The organism is Streptomyces sp. NBC_00513 (assembly GCF_041431415.1).
GTDB lineage: Bacteria > Actinomycetota > Actinomycetes > Streptomycetales > Streptomycetaceae > Streptomyces.
The window spans coordinates 6,930,527-6,949,998 of record NZ_CP107845.1 but is presented as its reverse complement, the minus strand read 5'-3'; the positions used below and the strand labels follow the sequence as shown (position 1 = coordinate 6,949,998).

18 protein-coding genes are annotated in these 19,472 nt (G+C 74.1%); 9 read left to right on the top strand and 9 right to left on the bottom strand.

Annotated features, from left to right (window positions below; translation table 11 throughout):
* Positions 1 to 9: 9 nt before the first annotated feature.
* Positions 10 to 183: a thiazolylpeptide-type bacteriocin gene (locus OHA84_RS31440; RefSeq protein ID WP_007268044.1), complete on the bottom strand. Its 174-nt coding sequence runs from the start codon at positions 181 to 183 to the stop codon at positions 10 to 12.
* A gap of 168 nt (positions 184 to 351) precedes the next feature.
* On the opposite strand from OHA84_RS31440, the gene OHA84_RS31435 reads away from it, so the two are divergent.
* On the top strand, positions 352 to 1,611 hold the full coding sequence (locus OHA84_RS31435) for an amidohydrolase (protein WP_266968552.1): 1,260 nt from the start codon (positions 352 to 354) through the stop codon (positions 1,609 to 1,611).
* A gap of 136 nt (positions 1,612 to 1,747) precedes the next feature.
* A complete protein-coding gene (locus OHA84_RS31430; protein ID WP_266953221.1) occupies positions 1,748 to 2,239 on the top strand; it encodes a hypothetical protein in 492 nt (163 codons plus the stop codon).
* A 62-nt stretch (positions 2,240 to 2,301) separates the two neighbouring features.
* Here OHA84_RS31430 and OHA84_RS31425 read toward each other — a convergent pair whose 3' ends face one another.
* The 4 genes from OHA84_RS31425 to OHA84_RS31410 all read right to left on the bottom strand — a co-directional run bounded on the left by OHA84_RS31425 (position 2,302) and on the right by OHA84_RS31410 (position 6,331).
* Positions 2,302 to 3,663: an FAD-dependent oxidoreductase gene (locus tag OHA84_RS31425; protein WP_266968554.1), complete on the bottom strand. Its 1,362-nt coding sequence runs from the start codon at positions 3,661 to 3,663 to the stop codon at positions 2,302 to 2,304.
* 182 nt (positions 3,664 to 3,845) lie between these two features.
* Complete coding sequence (locus OHA84_RS31420) at positions 3,846 to 4,895, bottom strand: hypothetical protein (protein ID WP_323181841.1); 1,050 nt, start codon at positions 4,893 to 4,895, stop codon at positions 3,846 to 3,848.
* Positions 4,896 to 4,956: 61 nt separating this feature from the next.
* The gene (locus OHA84_RS31415; RefSeq protein WP_266968558.1) at positions 4,957 to 5,556 is read right to left on the bottom strand and encodes an ankyrin repeat domain-containing protein; all 600 of its coding nucleotides are present in this window, start codon (positions 5,554 to 5,556) and stop codon (positions 4,957 to 4,959) included.
* Between the two features lie 241 nt (positions 5,557 to 5,797).
* Complete coding sequence (locus OHA84_RS31410; RefSeq protein ID WP_266953217.1) at positions 5,798 to 6,331, bottom strand: GNAT family N-acetyltransferase; 534 nt, start codon at positions 6,329 to 6,331, stop codon at positions 5,798 to 5,800.
* Positions 6,332 to 6,484: 153 nt separating this feature from the next.
* Here OHA84_RS31410 and OHA84_RS31405 point away from each other — a divergent pair, with 153 nt between their 5' ends.
* Positions 6,485 to 7,744, top strand: coding sequence for a sulfite oxidase (locus OHA84_RS31405; RefSeq protein ID WP_266968560.1), 1,260 nt, complete (start codon positions 6,485 to 6,487; stop codon positions 7,742 to 7,744).
* Between the two features lie 20 nt (positions 7,745 to 7,764).
* Here OHA84_RS31405 and OHA84_RS31400 read toward each other — a convergent pair whose 3' ends face one another.
* Together OHA84_RS31400 and OHA84_RS31395 are read right to left on the bottom strand one after the other, a co-directional pair.
* Positions 7,765 to 8,928: an alpha/beta hydrolase gene (locus tag OHA84_RS31400; protein WP_266968562.1), complete on the bottom strand. Its 1,164-nt coding sequence runs from the start codon at positions 8,926 to 8,928 to the stop codon at positions 7,765 to 7,767.
* Between the two features lie 113 nt (positions 8,929 to 9,041).
* Entirely contained in the window at positions 9,042 to 11,879 is a 2,838-nt protein-coding gene (locus tag OHA84_RS31395; protein WP_266968564.1) for an XRE family transcriptional regulator, read from the bottom strand.
* Positions 11,880 to 12,045: 166 nt separating this feature from the next.
* Here OHA84_RS31395 and OHA84_RS31390 point away from each other — a divergent pair, with 166 nt between their 5' ends.
* Both OHA84_RS31390 and OHA84_RS31385 read left to right on the top strand, forming a co-directional pair.
* Positions 12,046 to 12,972 carry a hypothetical protein gene (locus tag OHA84_RS31390; RefSeq protein ID WP_266968566.1) on the top strand — a complete coding sequence of 309 codons (927 nt, stop codon included), beginning with the start codon at positions 12,046 to 12,048 and terminating at the stop codon, positions 12,970 to 12,972.
* Positions 12,965 to 13,378 carry a peptidase inhibitor family I36 protein gene (locus OHA84_RS31385; RefSeq protein ID WP_266953207.1) on the top strand — a complete coding sequence of 138 codons (414 nt, stop codon included), beginning with the start codon at positions 12,965 to 12,967 and terminating at the stop codon, positions 13,376 to 13,378. Before OHA84_RS31390 ends, OHA84_RS31385 begins: the two co-directional genes overlap by 8 nt.
* Positions 13,379 to 13,516: 138 nt before the next feature.
* On the opposite strand, the gene OHA84_RS31380 is transcribed toward OHA84_RS31385, so the two are convergent.
* Positions 13,517 to 14,584 carry a GNAT family N-acetyltransferase gene (locus OHA84_RS31380; protein WP_266968567.1) on the bottom strand — a complete coding sequence of 356 codons (1,068 nt, stop codon included), beginning with the start codon at positions 14,582 to 14,584 and terminating at the stop codon, positions 13,517 to 13,519.
* 104 nt (positions 14,585 to 14,688) lie between these two features.
* Positions 14,689 to 15,204 carry a hypothetical protein gene (locus OHA84_RS31375; RefSeq protein WP_266953203.1) on the bottom strand — a complete coding sequence of 172 codons (516 nt, stop codon included), beginning with the start codon at positions 15,202 to 15,204 and terminating at the stop codon, positions 14,689 to 14,691.
* A gap of 217 nt (positions 15,205 to 15,421) precedes the next feature.
* On the opposite strand from OHA84_RS31375, the gene OHA84_RS31370 reads away from it, so the two are divergent.
* The 4 genes from OHA84_RS31370 (at position 15,422) to OHA84_RS31355 (ending at position 19,468) form a co-directional block, all read left to right on the top strand.
* A complete protein-coding gene (locus OHA84_RS31370) occupies positions 15,422 to 15,991 on the top strand; it encodes an HPP family protein (protein ID WP_266968568.1) in 570 nt (189 codons plus the stop codon).
* Positions 15,992 to 16,143: 152 nt separating this feature from the next.
* On the top strand, positions 16,144 to 16,893 hold the full coding sequence (locus tag OHA84_RS31365; protein WP_266953421.1) for a VOC family protein: 750 nt from the start codon (positions 16,144 to 16,146) through the stop codon (positions 16,891 to 16,893).
* A gap of 58 nt (positions 16,894 to 16,951) precedes the next feature.
* A complete protein-coding gene (locus OHA84_RS31360) occupies positions 16,952 to 17,995 on the top strand; it encodes a PHP domain-containing protein (RefSeq protein WP_266968570.1) in 1,044 nt (347 codons plus the stop codon).
* A 111-nt stretch (positions 17,996 to 18,106) separates the two neighbouring features.
* Positions 18,107 to 19,468, top strand: a complete 1,362-nt coding sequence (locus tag OHA84_RS31355) for an NAD(P)/FAD-dependent oxidoreductase (RefSeq protein WP_266968572.1) — start codon at positions 18,107 to 18,109, stop codon at positions 19,466 to 19,468.
* Positions 19,469 to 19,472: the final 4 nt, after the last annotated feature.

Below are 19,472 nucleotides of genomic sequence, written 5' to 3'. Positions count from 1 at the left end.
GCGCTCGGGTCAGGCGCTGCAGGAGGTGGTGCTGGTCGTCGAGGAACAGGTCGACGTGGAGCTGCAGCTCGTGGAGCCGGCGAGCACGACCTCGCTGGCGTCCGAGTAGTCGGAGATCTCGAAGGTCTCGGACTCCAGCTCCAGGATCTCGTCGGCGAGCGAGGCGAGGGGGGACTTCTCCATGGTGACTCCTTCGGTCGAGTGCGGTGGTTGTGGTGCCCTTGCTGTGGTGCCCTTCCATCAGAACCGGTCGCGCCGTCACCTCACCCGGCCTCCCGCTGTCACCTCTCTGACAGGAAGTGTCAGCGCCCTGTCTCCCCCCGTCCGGCCCGATCGGCCGATCATGGGGGAATGACCAGTGCCGCCGTCCTCGCCGGACTTCCCGATCTGCTCAGGCCGTTGACCGTGTTCTACCTCGATCTGCACCGGCATCCCGAGCTGTCGGGCGAGGAGCGGCGCACGGCCGGGCGGTTCGCGGACCGGCTGGAGGCCGCCGGGTACCGGACCGTGCGCGGGATCGGCGGACACGGCGTGGCCGGGGTGCTGCGGCGCGGTGAGGGGCCCGTGGTGTTGCTGCGCGCCGAGTTGGACGCCCTGCCGGTGCGGGAGACCACCGGGCTGGCGTACGCGAGCGAGGGCGAGGTGTCGCACGCCTGTGGGCACGACCTCCACCTGGCCGCGGCGGCCGGGGCCGCCGAACTGCTGGCCCGCGCGAAGCCGGGGGCCTGGCGCGGGACGCTGGTGGTCGTCGGGCAGCCCGCCGAGGAGACCCTGGAGGGCGCGCGGGCGATGCTCGCCGACGGGCTCTACGAGCGCGTCGGAGTGCCGGACGTGGCGCTGGCCCAGCACGCGGCCCCGCTGCCGGCGGGGATGGTGGCGCACGGCTACGGTCCGATGACGGCCGGGAGCGTCACCTTCCGGGTCGTGGTGCATGGTCGGGGCGGGCACGCCGGCGCCCCGCACCTGACGGTGGATCCGGTGGTGACGGCCGCGCACGTCGTGACGCGGCTCCAGACGGTGGTGGCCCGTGAGGCGGCCCCCTCCGAGCAGGTCGCCGTCACGGTCGGATCGCTGCGGGCGGGCGAACGGGCCAACGTCGTGCCGGACCGGGCCGAGTTGGGGATCACCGTGCGGGCGGCGGGGGACGCCGCCCTGGCCCGGGCGGCCGGAGCGGTGGAGCGGATCGTGCGCGCCGAGTGCGCGGCGTCGGGGTGCCCCCGTGACCCGGAGATCGAGCGGGTGTCGACCTCGCCCGTCACGCATCCCGACCCGGCGACGACCGCCGCGGTACGCGGGGTCCACGCGGCGGAGTTCGGCGCGGAGCGGGTGGCGATGTGGCCGCCGACCCTGGCGACGGAGGACTTCGGGCTGTTCGGCGACGCCGGCCGGGAGTGGCACGGGGCGTCGGGGGTACGGCTCGCCTATTGGATGTTCGGGGTGGTGGGGCCCGGTGCCTGGGCCGCGGCGCCGGGCGCGGACGCGGCGGCCAAGTTGGCCGCGCTGCCGGCGAACCACGCGGCGGACTTCGCGCCGGACGCGCGCACGGCGCTGCCGGCGGGGGTGCGGGCACTGACCGCGGCGGCCCTGTCCTGTCTCGGATCACCCGCGTAGTGCCCGGTCCGCCAGGCGTGTCCACTTTTCAGCCATTTTGCTCGAATGGAGAACCACCGCGGGTCCCGTGACGTCGATCAGGGCAGTGCCGGGGATCCCCTCGGCAAGCACTGGACCACGGGGAAAGGCACCATCGATGTCCAAGCACGTGAGCAAGCGCACCGCCATCGCGATCACCGCCACGGCCGCCGCCGCCGTGGCGACCCTCTCCCTCGCCTTCGTCACCACGGCGACCGCGGACGGGGCCGCCCCGCGCGCCGGGCAGGCCGCCGCCGCGCTGCCGTCGGTGTCGGGCAGCCCGGAGGGCGCGTTCACCCGCATCGCCGACTTCTACGGTTCGTACATCGACGCCGTCTACGACCACGACGGCAAGACGGCCGACCAGCTGCGTTCCTTCTACCTCTCCGCGCCCCTCCAGGCGGAGCTGAAGAAGTGGGAGGAGACCAACCACGCGAACGGGGTGCTGCGCGCCCAGAACGTGCCGACGCAGTGGAAGGTCGACTCCACCGGCAGCGGCGCGGGCAAGACCAACGCCACGGTGACCCTCACCTGGGGCGGCGGGGACACCACCCGGATCCACGTCCAGGCCGACCTGAGGACGAAGAAGATCACGTCCATCGCGGACTGACCCGGTCCCGCGACGCGCGAAGGGGGGCCCACCGGCGGGTGGGCCCCCCTTCGCGCGTTCGGTTACGCGCCGCTCGCGTCGAGCATGTCCTCGCGCTCGACGATCTTCACGCGCTCGCGGCCCTGCGGCTCGCCCAGCGCCTTCTCGGCGGCGTCCAGGCGGTACCAGCCCTCCCACGTCGTGAAGCGGACCTCCCGCTCGACGAGGAAGGCCTCGACGGCCTCCGGCGCGGGCGTGGCCGGGGTGAGGAGCCGGCCCTCGGCGTGGTCGGCCAGGAGGTTCGCGACGGTCTCGTTCGCGTCGCCCTTGGTGTGGCCGATGAGGCCGACCGGGCCGCGGCGGATCCAGCCGGTGACGTACGTGGACGCGAGGTGCTCGCCGGCCTCGATCACCCGGCCGCCCTCGTCCGGGACGGTGCCGGACTCGACGTCCCAGGGGAGCTTGGGCAGCTCGTCCGAGAGGTAGCCGACGGCGCGGTAGACGGACTGGACGTCCCAGTCGGTGAAGGCGCCGGTGCCCTTGACGTTGCCGGTGCCGTCGAGCTCGGTGCGCTCGGTGCGCAGGCCCACGACCTTGCCGTCCTCGCCGAGCACCTCGACGGGCGACTCGAAGAAGTGGAGGAAGAGCTTGTGCGGGCGGTCGCCGATGTCGCGGATCGCCCAGTTCTCCAGGGTCTTGGCGACCATGTCCGCCTGCTTGTTGGAGCGGCGGGTGGCGATCGAGCCCTCGTCGTAGTCGATGTCCTCGGGGTTGACGATGACCTCGATGGTCGGCGAGTGGTCGAGCTCGCGCAGCTCCATCGGGCTGAACTTCGCCTGCGCCGGGCCGCGACGGCCGAAGACGTGCACCTCCAGCGCCTTGTTCGCCTTGAGGCCCTCGTACACGTTGGCCGGGATCTCGGTCGGGAGCAGTTCGTCGCCGGTCTTGGCGAGGACGCGCGCCACGTCGAGGGCGACGTTGCCGACGCCGAGGACGGCGACCTTCTCCGCCTCCAGCGGCCAGGTGCGCGGGACGTCCGGGTGACCGTCGTACCAGGACACGAAGTCGGCGGCGCCGTAGGAGCCGTCGAGCTCGACGCCGGGGATGCGCAGGTCCCGGTCGGCGGTGGCGCCCGTGGAGAAGACGACGGCGTCGTAGAACGCGTGCAGCTCGTCGAGGGAGATGTCGTTCGGGTAGTCGACGTTGCCGAAGAGGCGGACCTGCGGCTTGTCGAGCACCTGGTGCAGGGCGGTGATGATGCCCTTGATGCGGGGGTGGTCGGGGGCGACCCCGTACCGGATCAGCCCGAAGGGCGCGGGCATCCGCTCGAAGAGGTCGATGGACACGCCCGGCTCGGCGGCTGCCTCGGACTTCAGCAGCGCGTCTGCCGCGTAGATGCCGGCGGGGCCGGCGCCGACGATTGCTACCCGCAGAGGGCGAGGCATGAGTGGGTTCCCTTCGACCGAAAAACAGACTGATCAAAGGAACCCTAAACTAAGGCCACCCTAACCCGGCACCCGCCCCCTGGTTATGACCCCATAAACAGACCTTATGACTTCCCCAAGGCTCTCTTTGCCCCCTCGGGAGGGCGGCACGAAACCCCGGGAGTGCGGCACGCCCGAGGGCATCAGAGGACGGCGATGCCCAGCGGACGCGACCCGGCGGGCAGTCGGTGGGTCCGGCCGCTGTCCAGGTCGACGACCGTGATGCCGTTCCAGTACCCGTCGCGGGTGAAACCGCCGGTCACGTAGGCCGTACGGCCGTCGCGGGAGACGGCCACGTCTTCGTGCGGGCCCTCCAGCGGATGGACCCGCTCGGTGCCGTCCGGGGCCCGGACGGTGAGGGACGGTCCCTTGCCGTCGGAGGGGTCCACGGCGCCCGTGCCGACCACCAGGAGCCGGCCGTCCGGGGTGGCCACCACCCCGTGCTGGTGGGTGTCGGCGGTCATCCGCTCCACCGTGACGCGACCGGTTCTCGGTTCCACCACCGCGAGGCGCTCCCCCTCGAAGGGAAGCAGCAGCATTCCGTCGGAGGGCCGGACGGCCGCGTAGTGCGGTTTGAGCCAGGATCCGAGGCCGCCTTCCGTCCCGTACGGAGCGACCTCCACTCGGCGCGGACGCAGCGTGGAGGTCGCGACGACGGTGACGTCGAAGGAGTCGTGGCCGGTGACGTAGATCTCGGAGCCGTCACGGGCCACGTCCACGTCGAAGGGACGGCGGCCCACCGCGACGACACCGGTGGTCCGCCGCGTCGCCGTGTCGATCACTTCGAGGACGCCCGTGGTTCCCGGGACGTTGACCCCCACGTAGGCGCGGGAGCCGTCCGGCGCGAGGGCGATGCCCATGCCGCCGCCCCGGTACTCGCCGTCGGTGACCGGGCCGGAGTCGGTGCGGTACGGGATGAGCGCGACCCGGGTGCGGGTCGCCGTGTCGACCACGGCGACCCCATCGGCGGTGGCCACCCACGCCCGGCCGTCCCGCCCCACCACCAGGCCGTACGGGGCCTCGCCGACGGGGACGACGGCGACCGGGCCGCGCTCGGGGTCCACGAAGGTGACGGTGTCGGCGCCGAAGTCGGCGACCAGGAGGGTGCCGTCCGGGGTGGCGCCGCTCACGGTGGCGGTCGGCGCCGGCGCGGCGGCCGATCCCGGCGCCGTGCAGGCAGCGGCCAACAGCACCGCCACCGCGCTCGCGAGGGCCGTGCGCGCCGCGCGCCGCGCTCCACCACCGGGTGCGCGCTCATCGCCGCGCCCCGCCCAGCAGCCGGGCCATCGAGTCGAAGCCGCGCCGCACGGCGTGCTCGTACGGGGTCACCCCGTCGAGGTCGCCGAGGCGCGGATCGGCTCCCGCCTCCAGGAGCAGCGCCACGATCTCCTCGTGGCGGGGCCCGCCGTCGCCGAGGATCACCGCCTCCAGCAACGCGGTCCAGCCGAGCCGGTTGACGTGGTCGACGCGGATGTCGGTCTCGCGCAGCACGGCCCGGACGTACGCGGTGTGCCCGCGCTCCGCGGCCGGGATGAGCGAGATCCCGCCGAAGCGGTTGAGTTGGCCCAGGTCCGGCCCGGCGGGGAGCAGCACCCGCATCATGGGGACGCTCCCGGTGACCCCGGTGACCAGCCAGGGGCTGTCCTCCCGGGAGTCCGGGGCGTCTGGGTCGGCGCCGGCGGCGATCAGCAGTTCGGCGACGGCCACGTGATCGCCGAGTACGGCGAGCAGCAGGGGCGTGCGGAGCTGCTCGTCCCGCGCGTCCACGGTGGCGCCCGCCGCGAGGGCGGCGGCGACGGCGGGCGCGTCACCTCGGGCTGCGGCGGCCGTCAGGGATCGGTCGTGCGGGTTCATGGTGTCCCTCCCGGGTCCGGGGCGGGGCGGTGTACGGGTCCGCCCTCTCCCCCGGTTCCATGGTGGTCCCGTGCCCCCGGCCGGCCGGTCGACCCGCCGGCGGGATCCGGCGAGCGGTCCGGGGGACCCCCGGGTCCTCCGATCGGCTGATGCCCGGGCGCCGTCCGCCGGTCCCCGTCGGGCGACCTTGATCAGGGCCCTGCCCGGTCAGGCCGCGTGCCCGGTCACGCCCGCTGCCCGGTCAGGCCTCGTACTCGGTCAGGTCGATGCTGTAGAGGGTCAGCATGGAGGCGTGCTCGGGGTGGCTCGTGTCGCGGTCCCGCTCCATGTCGAGCTTGCGCAGCACGTTCTCGGACTCCTCGTTGCCCGTCCGGTTGACGGCGATGACGCGGTCCAGGCCCCGGTCCTGGAGGGCGAACTCCAAGGTGGCCTGAGCGGCCTCGGAGGCGTAGCCCTGACCCCAGTAGGAACGGCCGAGCCGCCACGTGATCTCGACGGCGGGCATCACCTCGGGCAGCCACTCGGGCACCGACAGACCGACGGCGCCGATCAGCTCACCGGAGGCCAGCAGCTCGACCGCGAAGAGGCCGAAGCCCTCCTCGTCCCATTCGTCCTCCCAGCGCTCGATGGCGTCGGCGGTCTCCTCCAGGTCGAGCGTGGAACCGTCGCCGATCCAGCGCATCACCTCGGGGTCGGCGTTGATCTCCGACAGGGGGACGAGGTCGTCGTCGGTCCAGCGGCGGAGGAGGAGGCGGGGGGTACGGATCTCGGTCATGCCCCACATCCTGCCGAACGTGTCCGGCCAGGGGTAATCGGCCCCCTCGTTGCCGCGGCATTGCAGGTTCATGACCAATGCGGCGGTGCGGTTCCCGGGGGCGGACGGGAGTCCTACCGTCCGTCGGGACCCCACCGAGAAGGAGTTCCGCCCATGTCCCTCGACCCTTCCGACGAGAGCCGGTACGACCGCACGCGCCTGCGGCAGTGGGCGCGCGGCCGGGCCCGTTCCGCCGGGGTGGACCGCCGGGACCTGCTGCGGCTGTTCGCCGCGGGGGCCGCCGGCGCGGCCGTCGCGGGGCCGCTCGGTGTCGGGGCGGCGTCGGCCGCCGCCCCGCCGGGTGTCGTGAAACCGCTGCCGCCGGAACTGTTCACCGTGCGCGGCACCAACGCGGAGACGAACTTCGCGTCCCTGCGCGGAACGGGCCCGCTCACCCCCGTCGACCGGTTCTTCGTACGGAACCACACCTCCACCCCGCGCCTGGACGCCGCGGAGTGGAGGCTCACGGTCTGGGGAGACGGGCTGCGCGGCGAACCGGTCGAGTTCTCCCACGAGCGGCTGCGCGAGCTGCCCGCCGTCGAGCGGACCCTGTTCATCGAGTGCGCGGGCAACGGCCGCAGCTTCTACACGACCCAGCAGGGACAGCCGGTCACCGGCACCGCGTGGACGCTCGGCGCGATCGGTGTCGCACGGTGGCGCGGCGCGCGCCTGTCGGACGTGTTGCGGCAGGCGGGGCTGCGCCGCGATGCCGTGGACGTCCTGCCGCGCGGGCTCGACGACGAGGTGGTCACCAACGGCGTGAACCTGGGTCGGGTGCGGCGCCCGCTGCCCGTCTCGAAGGCGCTGGACGACGTGATCCTCGCGTACGAGATGAACGGCGAGCCGCTGCCGCCCGACCACGGCGGTCCGGTTCGGGTCGTCGTACCGGACTGGGTGGGCATCTCCTCGATCAAGTGGGTGGGGGACATCGAGGTGTCCGCCTCGGCGCTGTACACGCCGTGGAACACCGACCTGTACCGGCTGTTCGGGCCCGATCAGCCGCCGGAGGGCAGTGCCCCGCTGACCCGGCAGACGCTCAAGAGCGCTTTCGAGCTGGAACTCGGCGCACGGGTGCCGGTGCACCGGACGCGGCTGCTGACCGGGAGGTCCTGGTCGGGCGCGGCGCCGGTGCACCGGGTGGAGGTCAGCACGGACGGCGGTCGGCGCTGGCAGCGGGCCCGCCTGCACGACACCCCGCGCCGGGGCGGGTGGGTGCGCTGGTCGGTGCCGTGGACCCCGCGCGCGACGGGGGCGGCTGCCCTGCTGGCGCGTGCCACCGACGCCACGGGGCGGACGCAGCCGGAAACCACCCCCCACAACACGCAGGGGTACCTCTTCGACGCGGTCGTGCGTCACCCGGTGACGGTGGTCTGACCGGCGGTGGGCCGTGGCGCCTACGGGTTGATGAAGGACACCTCCGGGGCGTCGGCGGACGGGCCGTCCAGTACGGGACGGGGCTTGCCCTTGAGGTGCTGGTCGAAGAAGGCGGCGACGTAGCGGCGGGTCAGCTCGACGGAACGGTTCCCGGGCAGCGGGGTCTGCGGGTCGGGGAGCCCGAGCTGATCCCCGATGGCGGGCACGTCGGTGAAGGTGAAGTGACCGGAGCCGGCGAAGCTGATCCAGCGCTTCCAGCCGTCGAGGCGATGCCAGTCGCGCTCCCAGGTGGTGTCCGTGCCGGGACCGTGGTCCGAGGCTCCCATCAGCAGGAACGGGCGCCCGCCGAGACCTCCTTCGGGGACGGGGGTGAACAGCGTGCCGTCCATGTCGACGCCCGCCTTGACCCGGGGATCGGCCACCATCGCGGCGGCGGCCGAGGCCCCGCCGATGGAGTGGCCCGCCATCGCGATCCGGTCCCGGTCGATCAGGCCGGAGCGGTTCCAGGCCGGGTGACGGCCGGTGAGGCGGTCGAGCAGGAAGGACACGTCACGGGCCCGGTTGTCGCTGACGCGCTTGTAGCCCGCCTCGTCGCCGACCTTCTCGCAGGCCAGGCAGGTCGTCACGCGTCCGCCGGGGAAGGCGGTACCCGAACTCTCGTAGGCGTGGTCCACCGCGGCGACCACGTAGCCGCGCGAGGCGAGGTCCTCGGCGAGCGCGGTCAGGGTGGCGCCCGGGACGGTGAAGCCGGGCGACAGGACGATCAGCGGGTAACGGCCTTCCACGGGGCGGGCCCCGGAGCGCGCGAAGGACTTCGTACCGGAGAGGGTCCTGGCCGGGATCACCTTGTCCAGCCCCCGGGCCACGAGGAGCAGCCGGGCCTCCTCGTCGGTGAGGTAGCGCACGGGCCCGCCGGTGCCGGGCAGGGCCGGATAGCGCATGGTGACCATCAGCTCGCGCGGCCCCGAGCCCGCCCACGGGTCGGTGCGGCTTCGATCCACCAGGTGCAGGGTGTCCTGTCCGACGCCGAACCGTCCGGTGGGGCGGGGCAGTTCGGGCAGCGCCCGGAGCGCGTCGGACGCGGCCGGCGTCTCGGCGGCGACGGAGGTCCCCGCGGCGGTGAGCGGGAGGGGGAGGAGCAGCGCGCACAGGGCTGCGAAGGTGACGGTGCGGCGACGAGTCATGCTCCCGAAGCTACGCAGCCTGTCGTGACGGTTCATCACCTCTCAGGAGGAGTGACCCGTCCGACCGCGGAGGGTCGCCCGTCCTCCTCAAGTAGCAGACCGGCGAGGGCGGATCAGCGGCGCTCCAGGCCACTGCACGGCGGCGCGTAGTCCAGGTAGGGCATGTAGGTGGTCCACTGCTTGCGGCTGATCCGCGGCCCGGTGTGCGCGCAGGCACCCGCGGTGGCCCGGTCCCGGTCGGTGCCCGCCAGCCGGAGGGTGTCGTCGTAGCCGCCGGACGCCAGGACGCTCCCGTCGGGGCTGAACACGACGGAACCGACGGCGGTGACGTGCCCGGTGAGGGTGGTCGACAGGGCCGGGTGGGCGGGTCGGGCCACGTCCCACACCCGTACGGTGCGGTCGTCGCCGGCGGTGGCGAGGGTGCGGCCGTCGGGGCTGAAGACCACCGCGCCGACCACGTCGGTGTGGCCCCTCAGGGTGGCGAGGGGGGCCGGATGGAGCCGGTCGGTGACGTTCCACAGCCGTACCGAGGTGTGGCCGCCGCTGGCGGTGGCGAGGGTGCGGCCGTCCGGGCTGAAGGCGACGGAGAAGACGGCGGTGTCGTGGCCCTCGACGGTCGCCAGCGGCGTGGGGTGCCCGGGGTCGGCGATGTCGGTCAGCCGTACGGTGCGGTCCTCGCTCGCGGTGGCCAGGGTGCGGCCGTCCGGGCTGAACGCGACGGCGCGCAGGGCGTCGCGGTGCCCGGTCACGACCGCCGCCTCGACGGGGCGGGCGGGATCGGCCACGTCCCAGATTCGTACGTCGCCTGCGGGGCCGGTGGTGGCGAGGGTGCGCCCGTCGGGGCTGTAGGCGAGGGCGCGTACGTCGCCGCCCCGGGCGACGGGTTCGGCCGCGAGGGTGGGGCGGGCGGGCTCCGCGACGTCCCAGAGCCGTACGTTCCCGTCGGCGGAGGCGGTGGCGAGGATCCGCCCGTCCGGCCGGTAGGCGACGGCGCGCAGGGCGGCGCGGTGGCCGGTGAGGGTGGCGACGGCGACGGGCCGGTCGGTGCCGCGGACGGTCCAGAGTCGGGCGGTGCGGTCCCCGCTGGCGGTGGCGAGTTGACGCCCGTCGGGTCGGTAGGCGAGGGCGACGACCTCCTTGGCGTGGGCGGGGAACGAGGTCATCAGGGTGCTGAGGAGGCTGTCGCGGGTGCGGGTGGTGGGCGAGAGCCGGTAGGCGGTCAGGCCGAGTTGGACGGCCAGGCCCGGTTCGGTGTTGGTGAGGCCGCCCGCGGTCTCGGCGAGATTCTGCGCGACGGCGTCGTTGCGTTGCCGGGTGACCTCCTCCTCGGCCCGTACCGCGTTGCCGGTGGCGACGGCTGCGACCACCACGAGGGCGCCGAGCGAGGCGACGAGGATCCGCAGCCGGCGGGTACGGCGGCGCGCCGAGTCGCCGGCCGCGTCCTCCGCGGCGGCGGAGGCGTCGAGGAACTCCCGCTCCGAGGCGGTCAGTCCGGCGGGGCCGGGGGTGTCGAGGAGGTCGCGGACGAGGGTGAGCCGGGCGCCCCGCAGCAGGGAGCCGGGGTCGCGCCCCACGCCCTCCCACGTCCGGGCGGCGTCGGTGAGCTGTCGGTGCCGGCGCAGCAGCTCCCGGTCCTCGGTGAGCCAACCGCGCAGTCGGGGCCAGGCGCGGATCAGGGCCTCGTGGGTGAGTTCGACCCGGCCGTGTCCGAGCGTGAGGAGCCTTTGTCGGGCTGCCCCGGCGAGGACGGCGTCGGTGTCGGCGCCCTGGTCGAGTTCCTCGCGGGCGACGGGCCGTTTGGTGTCCTCGGTGCCCTCTCCCAGGGCGATGAGGTGGACGAAGACCTGGCGGGCCAGATGTCGCTGACGGCCGGTGAGTGAGGCGTACAGGGCTTCGGCGGACTGGGCGAGGGCGCCCTCGAATCCGCCGGCGGCGCGGAAGCCGTCCAGGGTGAGGGCGGCGCCCCGGCGGCGCCGCCAGGTCTCCAGCAGGGCGTGGGAGAGCAGGGGCAGGACGCCGACGCGGCCGTGCGCGTGGGCGACGAGGGTGGCCTGGAGGGAGCCCTCGACGGTGAGTCCGGCGCGGCGGGCGGGTTCGACGACGGCCCGGCGCAGTTCGGCGGCGCTCATCGGTCCGACGAGGATCTGGGCGTCGCGCAGGACGTCGACGAGTTCCGTGTGGCGGGTGCAGTGCGCGTAGAAGTCGGCGCGCAGGCACAGGACGACCCGGCAGCGGGAGCCGGGCCGGCGCGCGGCCTCGTCGAGCGCGGTGATGAACCGGGCGCGCTCCCCGGGGTCGGCGCAGACGGTGAAGACCTCCTCGAACTGGTCGACGATCAGTACGAGTTCTTCCGATTCCTCCGTGTCGGCGTCCTCCCGTCGGCCCAGCGCCTCGGCGAGGGTCCGGGTCGGGTGCGGGCCGGGGGTGAGGACGCGTACCGCGCGGTGCGGGGCGTCGGCACGCAGCCTGGGCAGCAGTCCGGCGCGCAGCAGGGAGGACTTGCCGGCTCCGGAGGCTCCGACGAGGGCGAGGACGCGGTGCCGGGCGAGGGTGGCGACGAGGTCTTCGAGGAGCCGTTCCCGCCCGAAGAACAGTTCGGCGTCCTCGGCGCGGAAGGCGGCGAGCCCCACGTACGGCGGCTCCTGGCAGCCCTCCTCACCGGCGAGCAGGTCCGGTGTCTCGACGGCCAGTTCGACGGCGACGGCATGCCAGCGGCGTTCCCACTCCCCCGGGTCGCCGCCGCAGGCCCGCACGTAGGACAGGGTCACGTCCAGGCTGGGCAGCCGGCGGCCGGCGGCGGCTCCGGACAGGGTGGCGACGGAGTAGTGGGCGCGGGCGGCGAGATCCCTGTAGGGCGGTGATCCCGCCTCGTGGCGCAGCCGGCGCAGGGCGGTGGCGAATGCCGGCAGAGGCCCGTCCCCACCGTCCAGCGGACGTTCCTTGCGTGCCATGCACGACCCCTTCGCCGTAGGTGCATTCCTGCCCTCTGGGGTGGATTGTTCAGCAATTGTTTGTTCACTGCCAGGGCGCCGACGCCGAACAACGGAAGGCGGCTAGACCTGATTCCGGCACCACGGCGAACCCGCCGTGAACACCCGGAAAGGGGGCACTGCGCGGATGAACCGAACACACGCGACGACGATGACGGCGGCGGCCCTGACGGCGGCCCTGGCCCTGGGCGGCTGCGGATCCACCGCCTCGCAGCGGGAGTCGGGGCCGGCGCGGGAGCCGAGCGCCGCGCAGTCCCGGCTGCTGGAACGGGCCGAGCAGATCCTCATCGGCGCGTGCATGGCCGAGCGGGGATTCGCGTACGCCGTCACCGAGCCCGCGCGGGAGGGGGAGGCGCAACGCTCGTTCCCGTACGGGGTCGACGACGTGGCGTGGGCACGGGCCCACGGCTACGGCGGTCGCGACGAGCGGACCGCCGCCGAGGCCCGGCGGGACGACCCGAACCAGCGGTACTTCGCGGGGCTTTCGGCCCCTCGGCGGGCGGCGGCGCGTACCGCGCTCATGGGTGCCTCGCCCGTGGGGCTGACGGCCACCACCCCCACCGGGATGACCCTCACGGCCGGATCCGAGGGGTGCATGGCGGACGCGCAGCGCGCCCTGTACGGGGATCTGCCCGGCTGGTTCCGCGTGAAGGTCGTCACGATGAACCTGCGGCCGGTCCGGGAGGCGCGGGTGCGCGAGGACGCGCGCTGGACGGAGGCGGTCGGGCAGTGGTCCGCCTGCATGCGGGCGGCGGGCCGGCCGTACGCCACCCCGGCCGACTCCCGCCGGGCCGCGGTCGAGGCGACCGCCGACGTCCCGCCCGAGAAGGCCGACGCCACCGAGATCGCTCTGGCGGTCACCGAGGCGACCTGCGCGACCGGCACTTCGCTGGCCCGGGTCTCACGAACTCTGGACCGCGCCTACGGCGAGGAAGTCCGTGCACAGCACCAGGACGACATCGACCTGAGGCGACGGTTCCAGAACGACGCGCTCCCGAAGGCGGAGCGCGTCGTGGCACGACACACCCACCGAGAAGGAGATTCCCATGCGTAAGTTCCGCACGCTGATGCTGGCCTGCGCCCTCGCGGCGCCGTTGTTCGCCGTCCCCGCGGCGCTGACCCCGGCGGTCGCGGCTCCCGCCGACAGCGCGGGCGTGGCGGCCGACGGCAACTACTGGGTCTGGGCGGACACCAACCGCGGCGGCCCGTCCTGCGGCTGGAGCGGCAACGACTCCGACTGGCGCACCTGTGGCAGCAGCGGCAGCTACAACATGAACGACCGGGCCTCGTCCTGGTGGAACAACGGTTACGCCGGTTCCCTGGGCGACGTCCGCGTCTACGAGCACATCGGCTACACGGGGGCCTCGACCTGCGCCCCGAACGGTTCCGCGGGCAACATCCCGTGGGAGTGGAACGACCGGATCTCCTCCCACAAGTGGGTGACCAACTGCGGCTTCTGAGCAGCCGTGGAGCCGTGGTCCGGTGCTCGTCCGGACGTTCTCCGCCGGCCCTCCGTCAGGTAGCCGGCGGCCGGCTCTCGGTCTCCCGGGCTTCGACCGCCCGGGAGACCTTCGGGAGGCCCTCGGGGCCGTTCGCAGCTACAGCGGGTTCAGGCGGTAGAGGACCACGCCGTCTTCGGTACCGGACTCCTGGAACCCGGCCCGCCGGACCACGGCGTGGGAGGCCGCGTTGTCCTCGTCGACCCTGGCGTGCAGCCCGGTCAGGCCGGGCTGCTCGAACGCCCAGCCGGCCAGCGCGCGGAGCGCCTCGGTGGCGTGGCCCCGGCGGCGGGCCGAGGCGACGAGGTCGTAGCCGATCTCGGCCTGTCCGTCCGGGTCGGGGGCCCCGTGGAAGCCGATCCCGCCGATCGCGCGGTGGTCCCGGGCCCGGACGATGGCGTACGGGCCCCATCCCGGCCGGTACTCGCCCACCTCGTGGGCGAGCCCCACCATCCCGGCGCCGATGCGGGTGCCCTCGGCCGGCCCGTCCTCGGTCCATGCGAAGCCCCCGGTGCCGCCGGCGTGCAGGTCGGCGGCGGCCTCCGGGCCGATCTCGCACAGGATGACGCCGACCCCGCGGATCGGGTCGTTGTACCAGCGCCAGTCCTGCTGGGGGGCGAGGTCGGGGAGGTCGGCCCGGCCGGAGGCCGCGAGCAGCGAGTCCCAGGCGTCGCCGGTGGTGGACAGCGGCGCGTGCGGGAAGATCCGGTCGAGGACGAGGGCGGCCGTCCGCTCGGAGCCCCGCCAGTGCGTGGCGCCCAGACCGTTCAGGATGTCGTGGCAGTGCAGCAGGGTCTCGGCGGCGCCCATCGCGGCGAAGCCGTCGGGGCCCGCCGAGCCGGCCGGGTGCCAGGCGCGGACGTCCGGCCCGGCCGCGTGGACGGCGGCCACGAGCAGCCGTCCGCTCGCCTCCACGAGGTCGACGACCCCGCCCGGGGAGGTGTCGGGGGCGGCCGTGACCCGCAGGGGCAGCCAGGAGTCGGTGACCCGGCCGGCGAGCTGCGCGGCGAATCCGGTCAGGTCCCCGGCCAGGTGGACGGCCGTGTCGTGGCAGCTCCACTCCAGGCCCGCCGCCGGGACGGACCAGTCGAGGTGCTCGGCGTCCCGTAGAGCCCGGACGGCCTCCGAGACGGCGTGGTCGAGGTCGTGGGGGCCCATGATCGTCATGTCTTCAGACTAGCCCCGCCCGGTGCCGACGCGCGGGGCCGTTTCGACGCCCCGCCCCTCGACGCCCCGCCCCTCGACGTGCCGGGCCGGTGCCGACGCGCGGGTCAGTCCGGGAGCGGGCTCGCGCACCGGGAGCAGTACCGGGCGTCCCGTTCGGTGGCGAGTCGGCCGCAGTCCGGGCAGACCCGGTGGAGCAGGCAGGCCGTTTCACCGCCCTCGCCGAGGCCGGGGGCGGGGGCGGGCGGGGCGGCGGGGCCCGGGCCGATGCCGAGGCCGGGGCGGCGGGTGTGGACGGTGAGGTACGCCACCCCGTCCGGGCCCGCGGTGAGCGTGCGGCGGCTGTTCCTCGGCAGCAGGACGGCCACGTGGGGGCGCAGGTCGTGCGAGCGGCCCCCGGTGTCGAGTCGGCCGGCCCCCGCGACGACGACCAGCAGCACGTCGAGGACGGGTTCGGCGTGCTCCGCGATGACCGCTCCGGGGCGCAGTCGCACCAGGTTGGAGTCGAGTCCGCGGGTGGTGTCGGTCAGGCGCCACAGTGCCCCGCCGGCGTCCGCGGGCGCGTCGGCGATCACCGCGTCGAGGTCGGTGGGCACCTCGTCGAGGTGCGAGTGGGTCGTCATGCTCGTCCTTCCCTGCGTCCTCGGCGGGACCGCGCCGGTGCCCATGGCAGTCATACACGATTCGCCGGGGGCCCGATGGCCCCTTTGCCCCACCCCGTGCGGGTTGTCGTACCGGCGAACGATAAAGTCGTGGGCACCCCCCGCCCTCGCGTCACCGCCTGCCGCCCCGCCTCGTACGGCCCAGCCGGCCGCCCGCACCGGAAACACCCTGCCGCACATGACCACAGACACCGCGCCGTACCCCGGCACGCCCCCGACCCCCGCGGCCGATGCCGCGCCCGCGCCGCGCACGCCGCGGATCATCACCGGCAGGGCGCCGGCCCGCCCTACCGCGGCGGCCGCCTTCCACAGCGTCAGCGCGGCGACGACCGTGCTCCTCGGCCTGGTGGGGATCGGCGCGATGCTCCACGAACCGGTGCTGATCCCGCCGCTGGCCGCGAGCGCCGCCCTGGTGCACAGCGCGCCCACCCTGCCGCTGGCCCAGCCGCGCGGGGTGCTGCTCGGCCACCTGTTGGGCGCCGCCGTCGGGTACGGGGTCCTCGCGGCGGCGGGCGGCAGCGCGTGGGCCGCCGCCGTGGCGGCCGGCATCACCCTGGCCCTGCTGATCATCGCGCGGACCCCGCACTCCCCCGCCTGTGCGACGGCCGTCGTCGTGGTGCTCCAGAGCCCGGATGCCGCCCGGTTCGTGCCGCTGCTGTTCGGCTCGACTGTGCTCCTCGTCCTCACCGGGTACGCCGGATCCCGTATCCGGCGCAAGGCCCCGAGGTACCCCGCCTACTGGTGGTGACCCGGCCGGTAGGCGCGCCTGCGCGTCACCCGGGGTGCCGGGGCGCTACTTCTTGTGGTCGGACGGCGCGACCACGGTGGCGGTGAAGGGCGGAGCGAGCGGTGAAGATCTCGACGAGGGACGTGTTCGGAGCACCCTGCTGGGTGAGCCTGATGGCCCGGGACCTGGTGGCGTCCCAGCGCTTCTACGGAGCGGTCGTGGGGTGGACCTTCCGCCCGGCCCGCCTCGGCGACGCCTTCTCGGTGGCCCGGCTGGACGGTGTGCCGGTGGCGGGCATCGGGGCCCTCGCCGCCGATCTGGCGGTACCGGTGGCGTGGACGCCGTACTTCGCCGTGGACGACGTGGACGTGGCGGTGAGCCGGATCCGGGAGCGCAGCGGCACGATCGCGGTCGGGCCGGTGTCCTTCCCGAACGGCGGCAGGGCGGCTCTGGCGGCCGACCTGGACGGTGCGGTGTTCGGGATCTGGGAGGGGGTCGTCTCCACCGACTGGCGGTCCGACGAGGGGCGGGCCCCGGCCTGGCTCGAACTGAGGACCCGCAACGCCTTCGACGCCGCGATCTTCTACGGCGAGGTACTGGAGTGGGCCACCGGCAGGCCCGGCTGCTGCGAGGTCTCGTACGAGGAGGACCAGGTCGTGCTGCGGCACGCCGGGGAGGCGGTGGCCCGGCTGAACAGCGGTCCGGTGGAGCCGGCCTCGTACAGCCCGCAGGCCAGGCCCCGCTGGCACGTCCATTTCCGGGTGCCGCTGCTGGAGCCCGCGATCGAGGCGGCGGTCGAGCTGGGCGGGCGGGCCGTCTCGGAGGTCACGTCGAACACGCGGGAGCGGTGGGTCGCGTTCCGCGACCCGGACGGGGCCCTGTTCACCCTGACCTCGTCCCTCGTACCGCCGACCGCCCCGTGATCCTCCGATGTGCCCGCTCCGCCGTCCCTTGCCACACTGGGCTCAGGAGGTACCCCCGATGGACCCGGTCGCCGCGCTGAACCGGATCGCCTTCCTGTTGGAGCGCGGTCAGGCCCCGACCTACCGCGTACGGGCGTTCCGCACGGCCGCCGCCGCGGTGGAGCACCTGGGCGGCCCGGAGGTCGCCGAGCGGGCCGCCGCCGGCTCGCTGGAGTCCGTGAAGGGTCTCGGGCCGAAGACCGCGACGGTCGTGCGGGAGGCGCTCGGCGGGGAGGTCCCGGAGTACCTGCGGAAGCTGGAGGACGAGGTCGCGGCGCATCCCGACGGCCCGCCGGCCAGTGCGCAGGCCCGCGCGCTGCGGGCGGCCCTGCGCGGGGACTGCCACCTGCACTCGGAGTGGTCCGACGGCGGGAGTCCGATCGAGGCGATGGGCCGGGCCGCGGCGGAGCTGGGGCACGAGTGGGGGGTGCTGACGGACCATTCGCCGAGTCTGAAGGTGGCCCGCGGGTTGTCGCCGGAGCGGCTGCGCGAGCAACTGGCGGTGGTGGCGGAGCTGAACGCGGGCTGGAAACCGTTCCGGCTGCTCACGGGCATCGAGTGCGACATCCTGGCGGACGGTTCGCTCGACCAGGAGCAGGAGTTGTTGGACCGGGTCGACCTGGTGGTGGGTTCCGTCCACTCGAAGCTGCGGATGGAGTCCCCGGCGATGACACGGCGCCTGCTGGCGGCCGTGCGCAATCCGTCGATGGACGTACTCGGCCACTGCACCGGGCGCCTGGTGACGGGCCGGACCCGGCCGGAGTCGGAGTTCGACGCCGCCGTCGTCTTCGCCGCCTGCGCCGAGTCGGGTACGGCGGTGGAGATCAACAGCAGGCCCGAACGGCTGGACCCGCCGCGCCGGTTGCTGCGGCAGGCCGCGGAGATCGGCACGCTGTTCGCGATCGACACGGACGCGCACGCCCCGGGCCAGCTGGACTGGCAGTTGACCGGTTGTGAGCGGGCCGTGGAGTGCGGGGTGGCGGCCGAGCGTGTCGTGAACACCTGGAGCGCGGAGGGCCTGCTGGAGTGGACCCGTACCCGCCGACCGCCCGCACCGCTCTGACCTCGGAACACGGCGCCGCGACCGCTCCGTCCCGAAACGGATGTGCATGGACCGCTCGCGCGGGGCAGACGACCGGGCACGGAACCACCGCACTGCGAAGGGACGTACACCGTGTCGCGATCGAGGATCCTCGTTGTGGGCGCCGGCTTCGCCGGGGTCGCGTGCGTACGGCGGCTGGAGCGCCGCCTGTCCCCGGCCGAGGCGGAGATCTCACTGGTCACGCCCGCCTCCTACCAGTTGTACCTGCCCCTGCTCCCCCAGGTCGCCGCCGGCGTGCTGACCCCGCAGTCGGTCGCCGTGTCCCTGCGGCGCAGCAACAAGCACCGGACGCGGATCATCCCCGGCGGGGCGATCGGTGTGGACACCAAGGCCAAGGTCTGCGTCATCCGGAAGATCACGGGTGAGATCGTGGACCAGCCCTACGACCTCCTCGTACTGGCCCCGGGCAGCATCACCCGCACCTTCGACATCCCCGGGCTGGTGGAACACGCGCGGGGCATGAAGACCCTCGCGGAGGCCGTGTACCTGCGCGACCACGTGATCGCCCAACTCGACCTGGCGGACGCCAGTCAGGACGAGGCCGAACGCGCCTCCCGGCTCCGGTTCGTGGTGGTGGGCGGTGGATACGCGGGCACGGAGACGGCCGCCTGCCTCAACCGCCTCACGCGGCACGCGGCCACCCGCTATCCGCGGCTGGACCCCCGGCAGATCAAGTGGCACCTGGTCGACCTCGCCCCGAAGCTGATGCCGGAACTCGGCGACAAGCTCGGCACGGTCGCCCTGGACATCCTGCGCCGGCGCGGGATCGAGGTGTCCCTCGGCGTGTCGGTGAGCGAGGTGAACGCCGAGAAGGTGACGCTCACCGACGGCCGGGTGCTGCCCAGTCGGACCCTGATCTGGACGGCCGGCGTAGCCGCGAGCCCGCTGGTGTCCACCCTGGGCGCGGAGACGCTCAAGGGCCGGCTGGTCGTGCGACCGGAGTTGACGGTGCCCGGGGTCGACGGCGTGTTCGCCCTCGGGGACGCGGCGGCCGTACCGGACGTGGCGAAGGGCGGCGACGCGCTGTGCCCGCCGACCGCCCAGCACGCCATGCGCCAGGGCAAGGCCGTCGCCGACAGTGTCATCGCCACGCTGCGCAACCAACCGCTGCGTCCCTACGTGCACAAGGACCTGGGGCTGGTGGTGGACCTCGGTGGCCGGGACGCGGTCTCCAAGCCGCTCGGCATCGAACTGCACGGCCTGCCCGCGCAGGCGGTGGCGCGCGGCTACCACTGGTCGGCGCTGCGGACCAACGTGGCCAAGACCCGGGTGATGACGAACTGGCTGATCAACGCGGTCGCCGGGGACGACTTCGTGCGCACCGGCTTCCTGGACCAGCGGGCCGCCACCCTGAAGGACTTCGAGCACACCGACGCCTACCTCTCCCCCGAGCAGGTCCGCAAGCACACGGAGTCGCTGCGGGCCAGGGGCTGAGCGG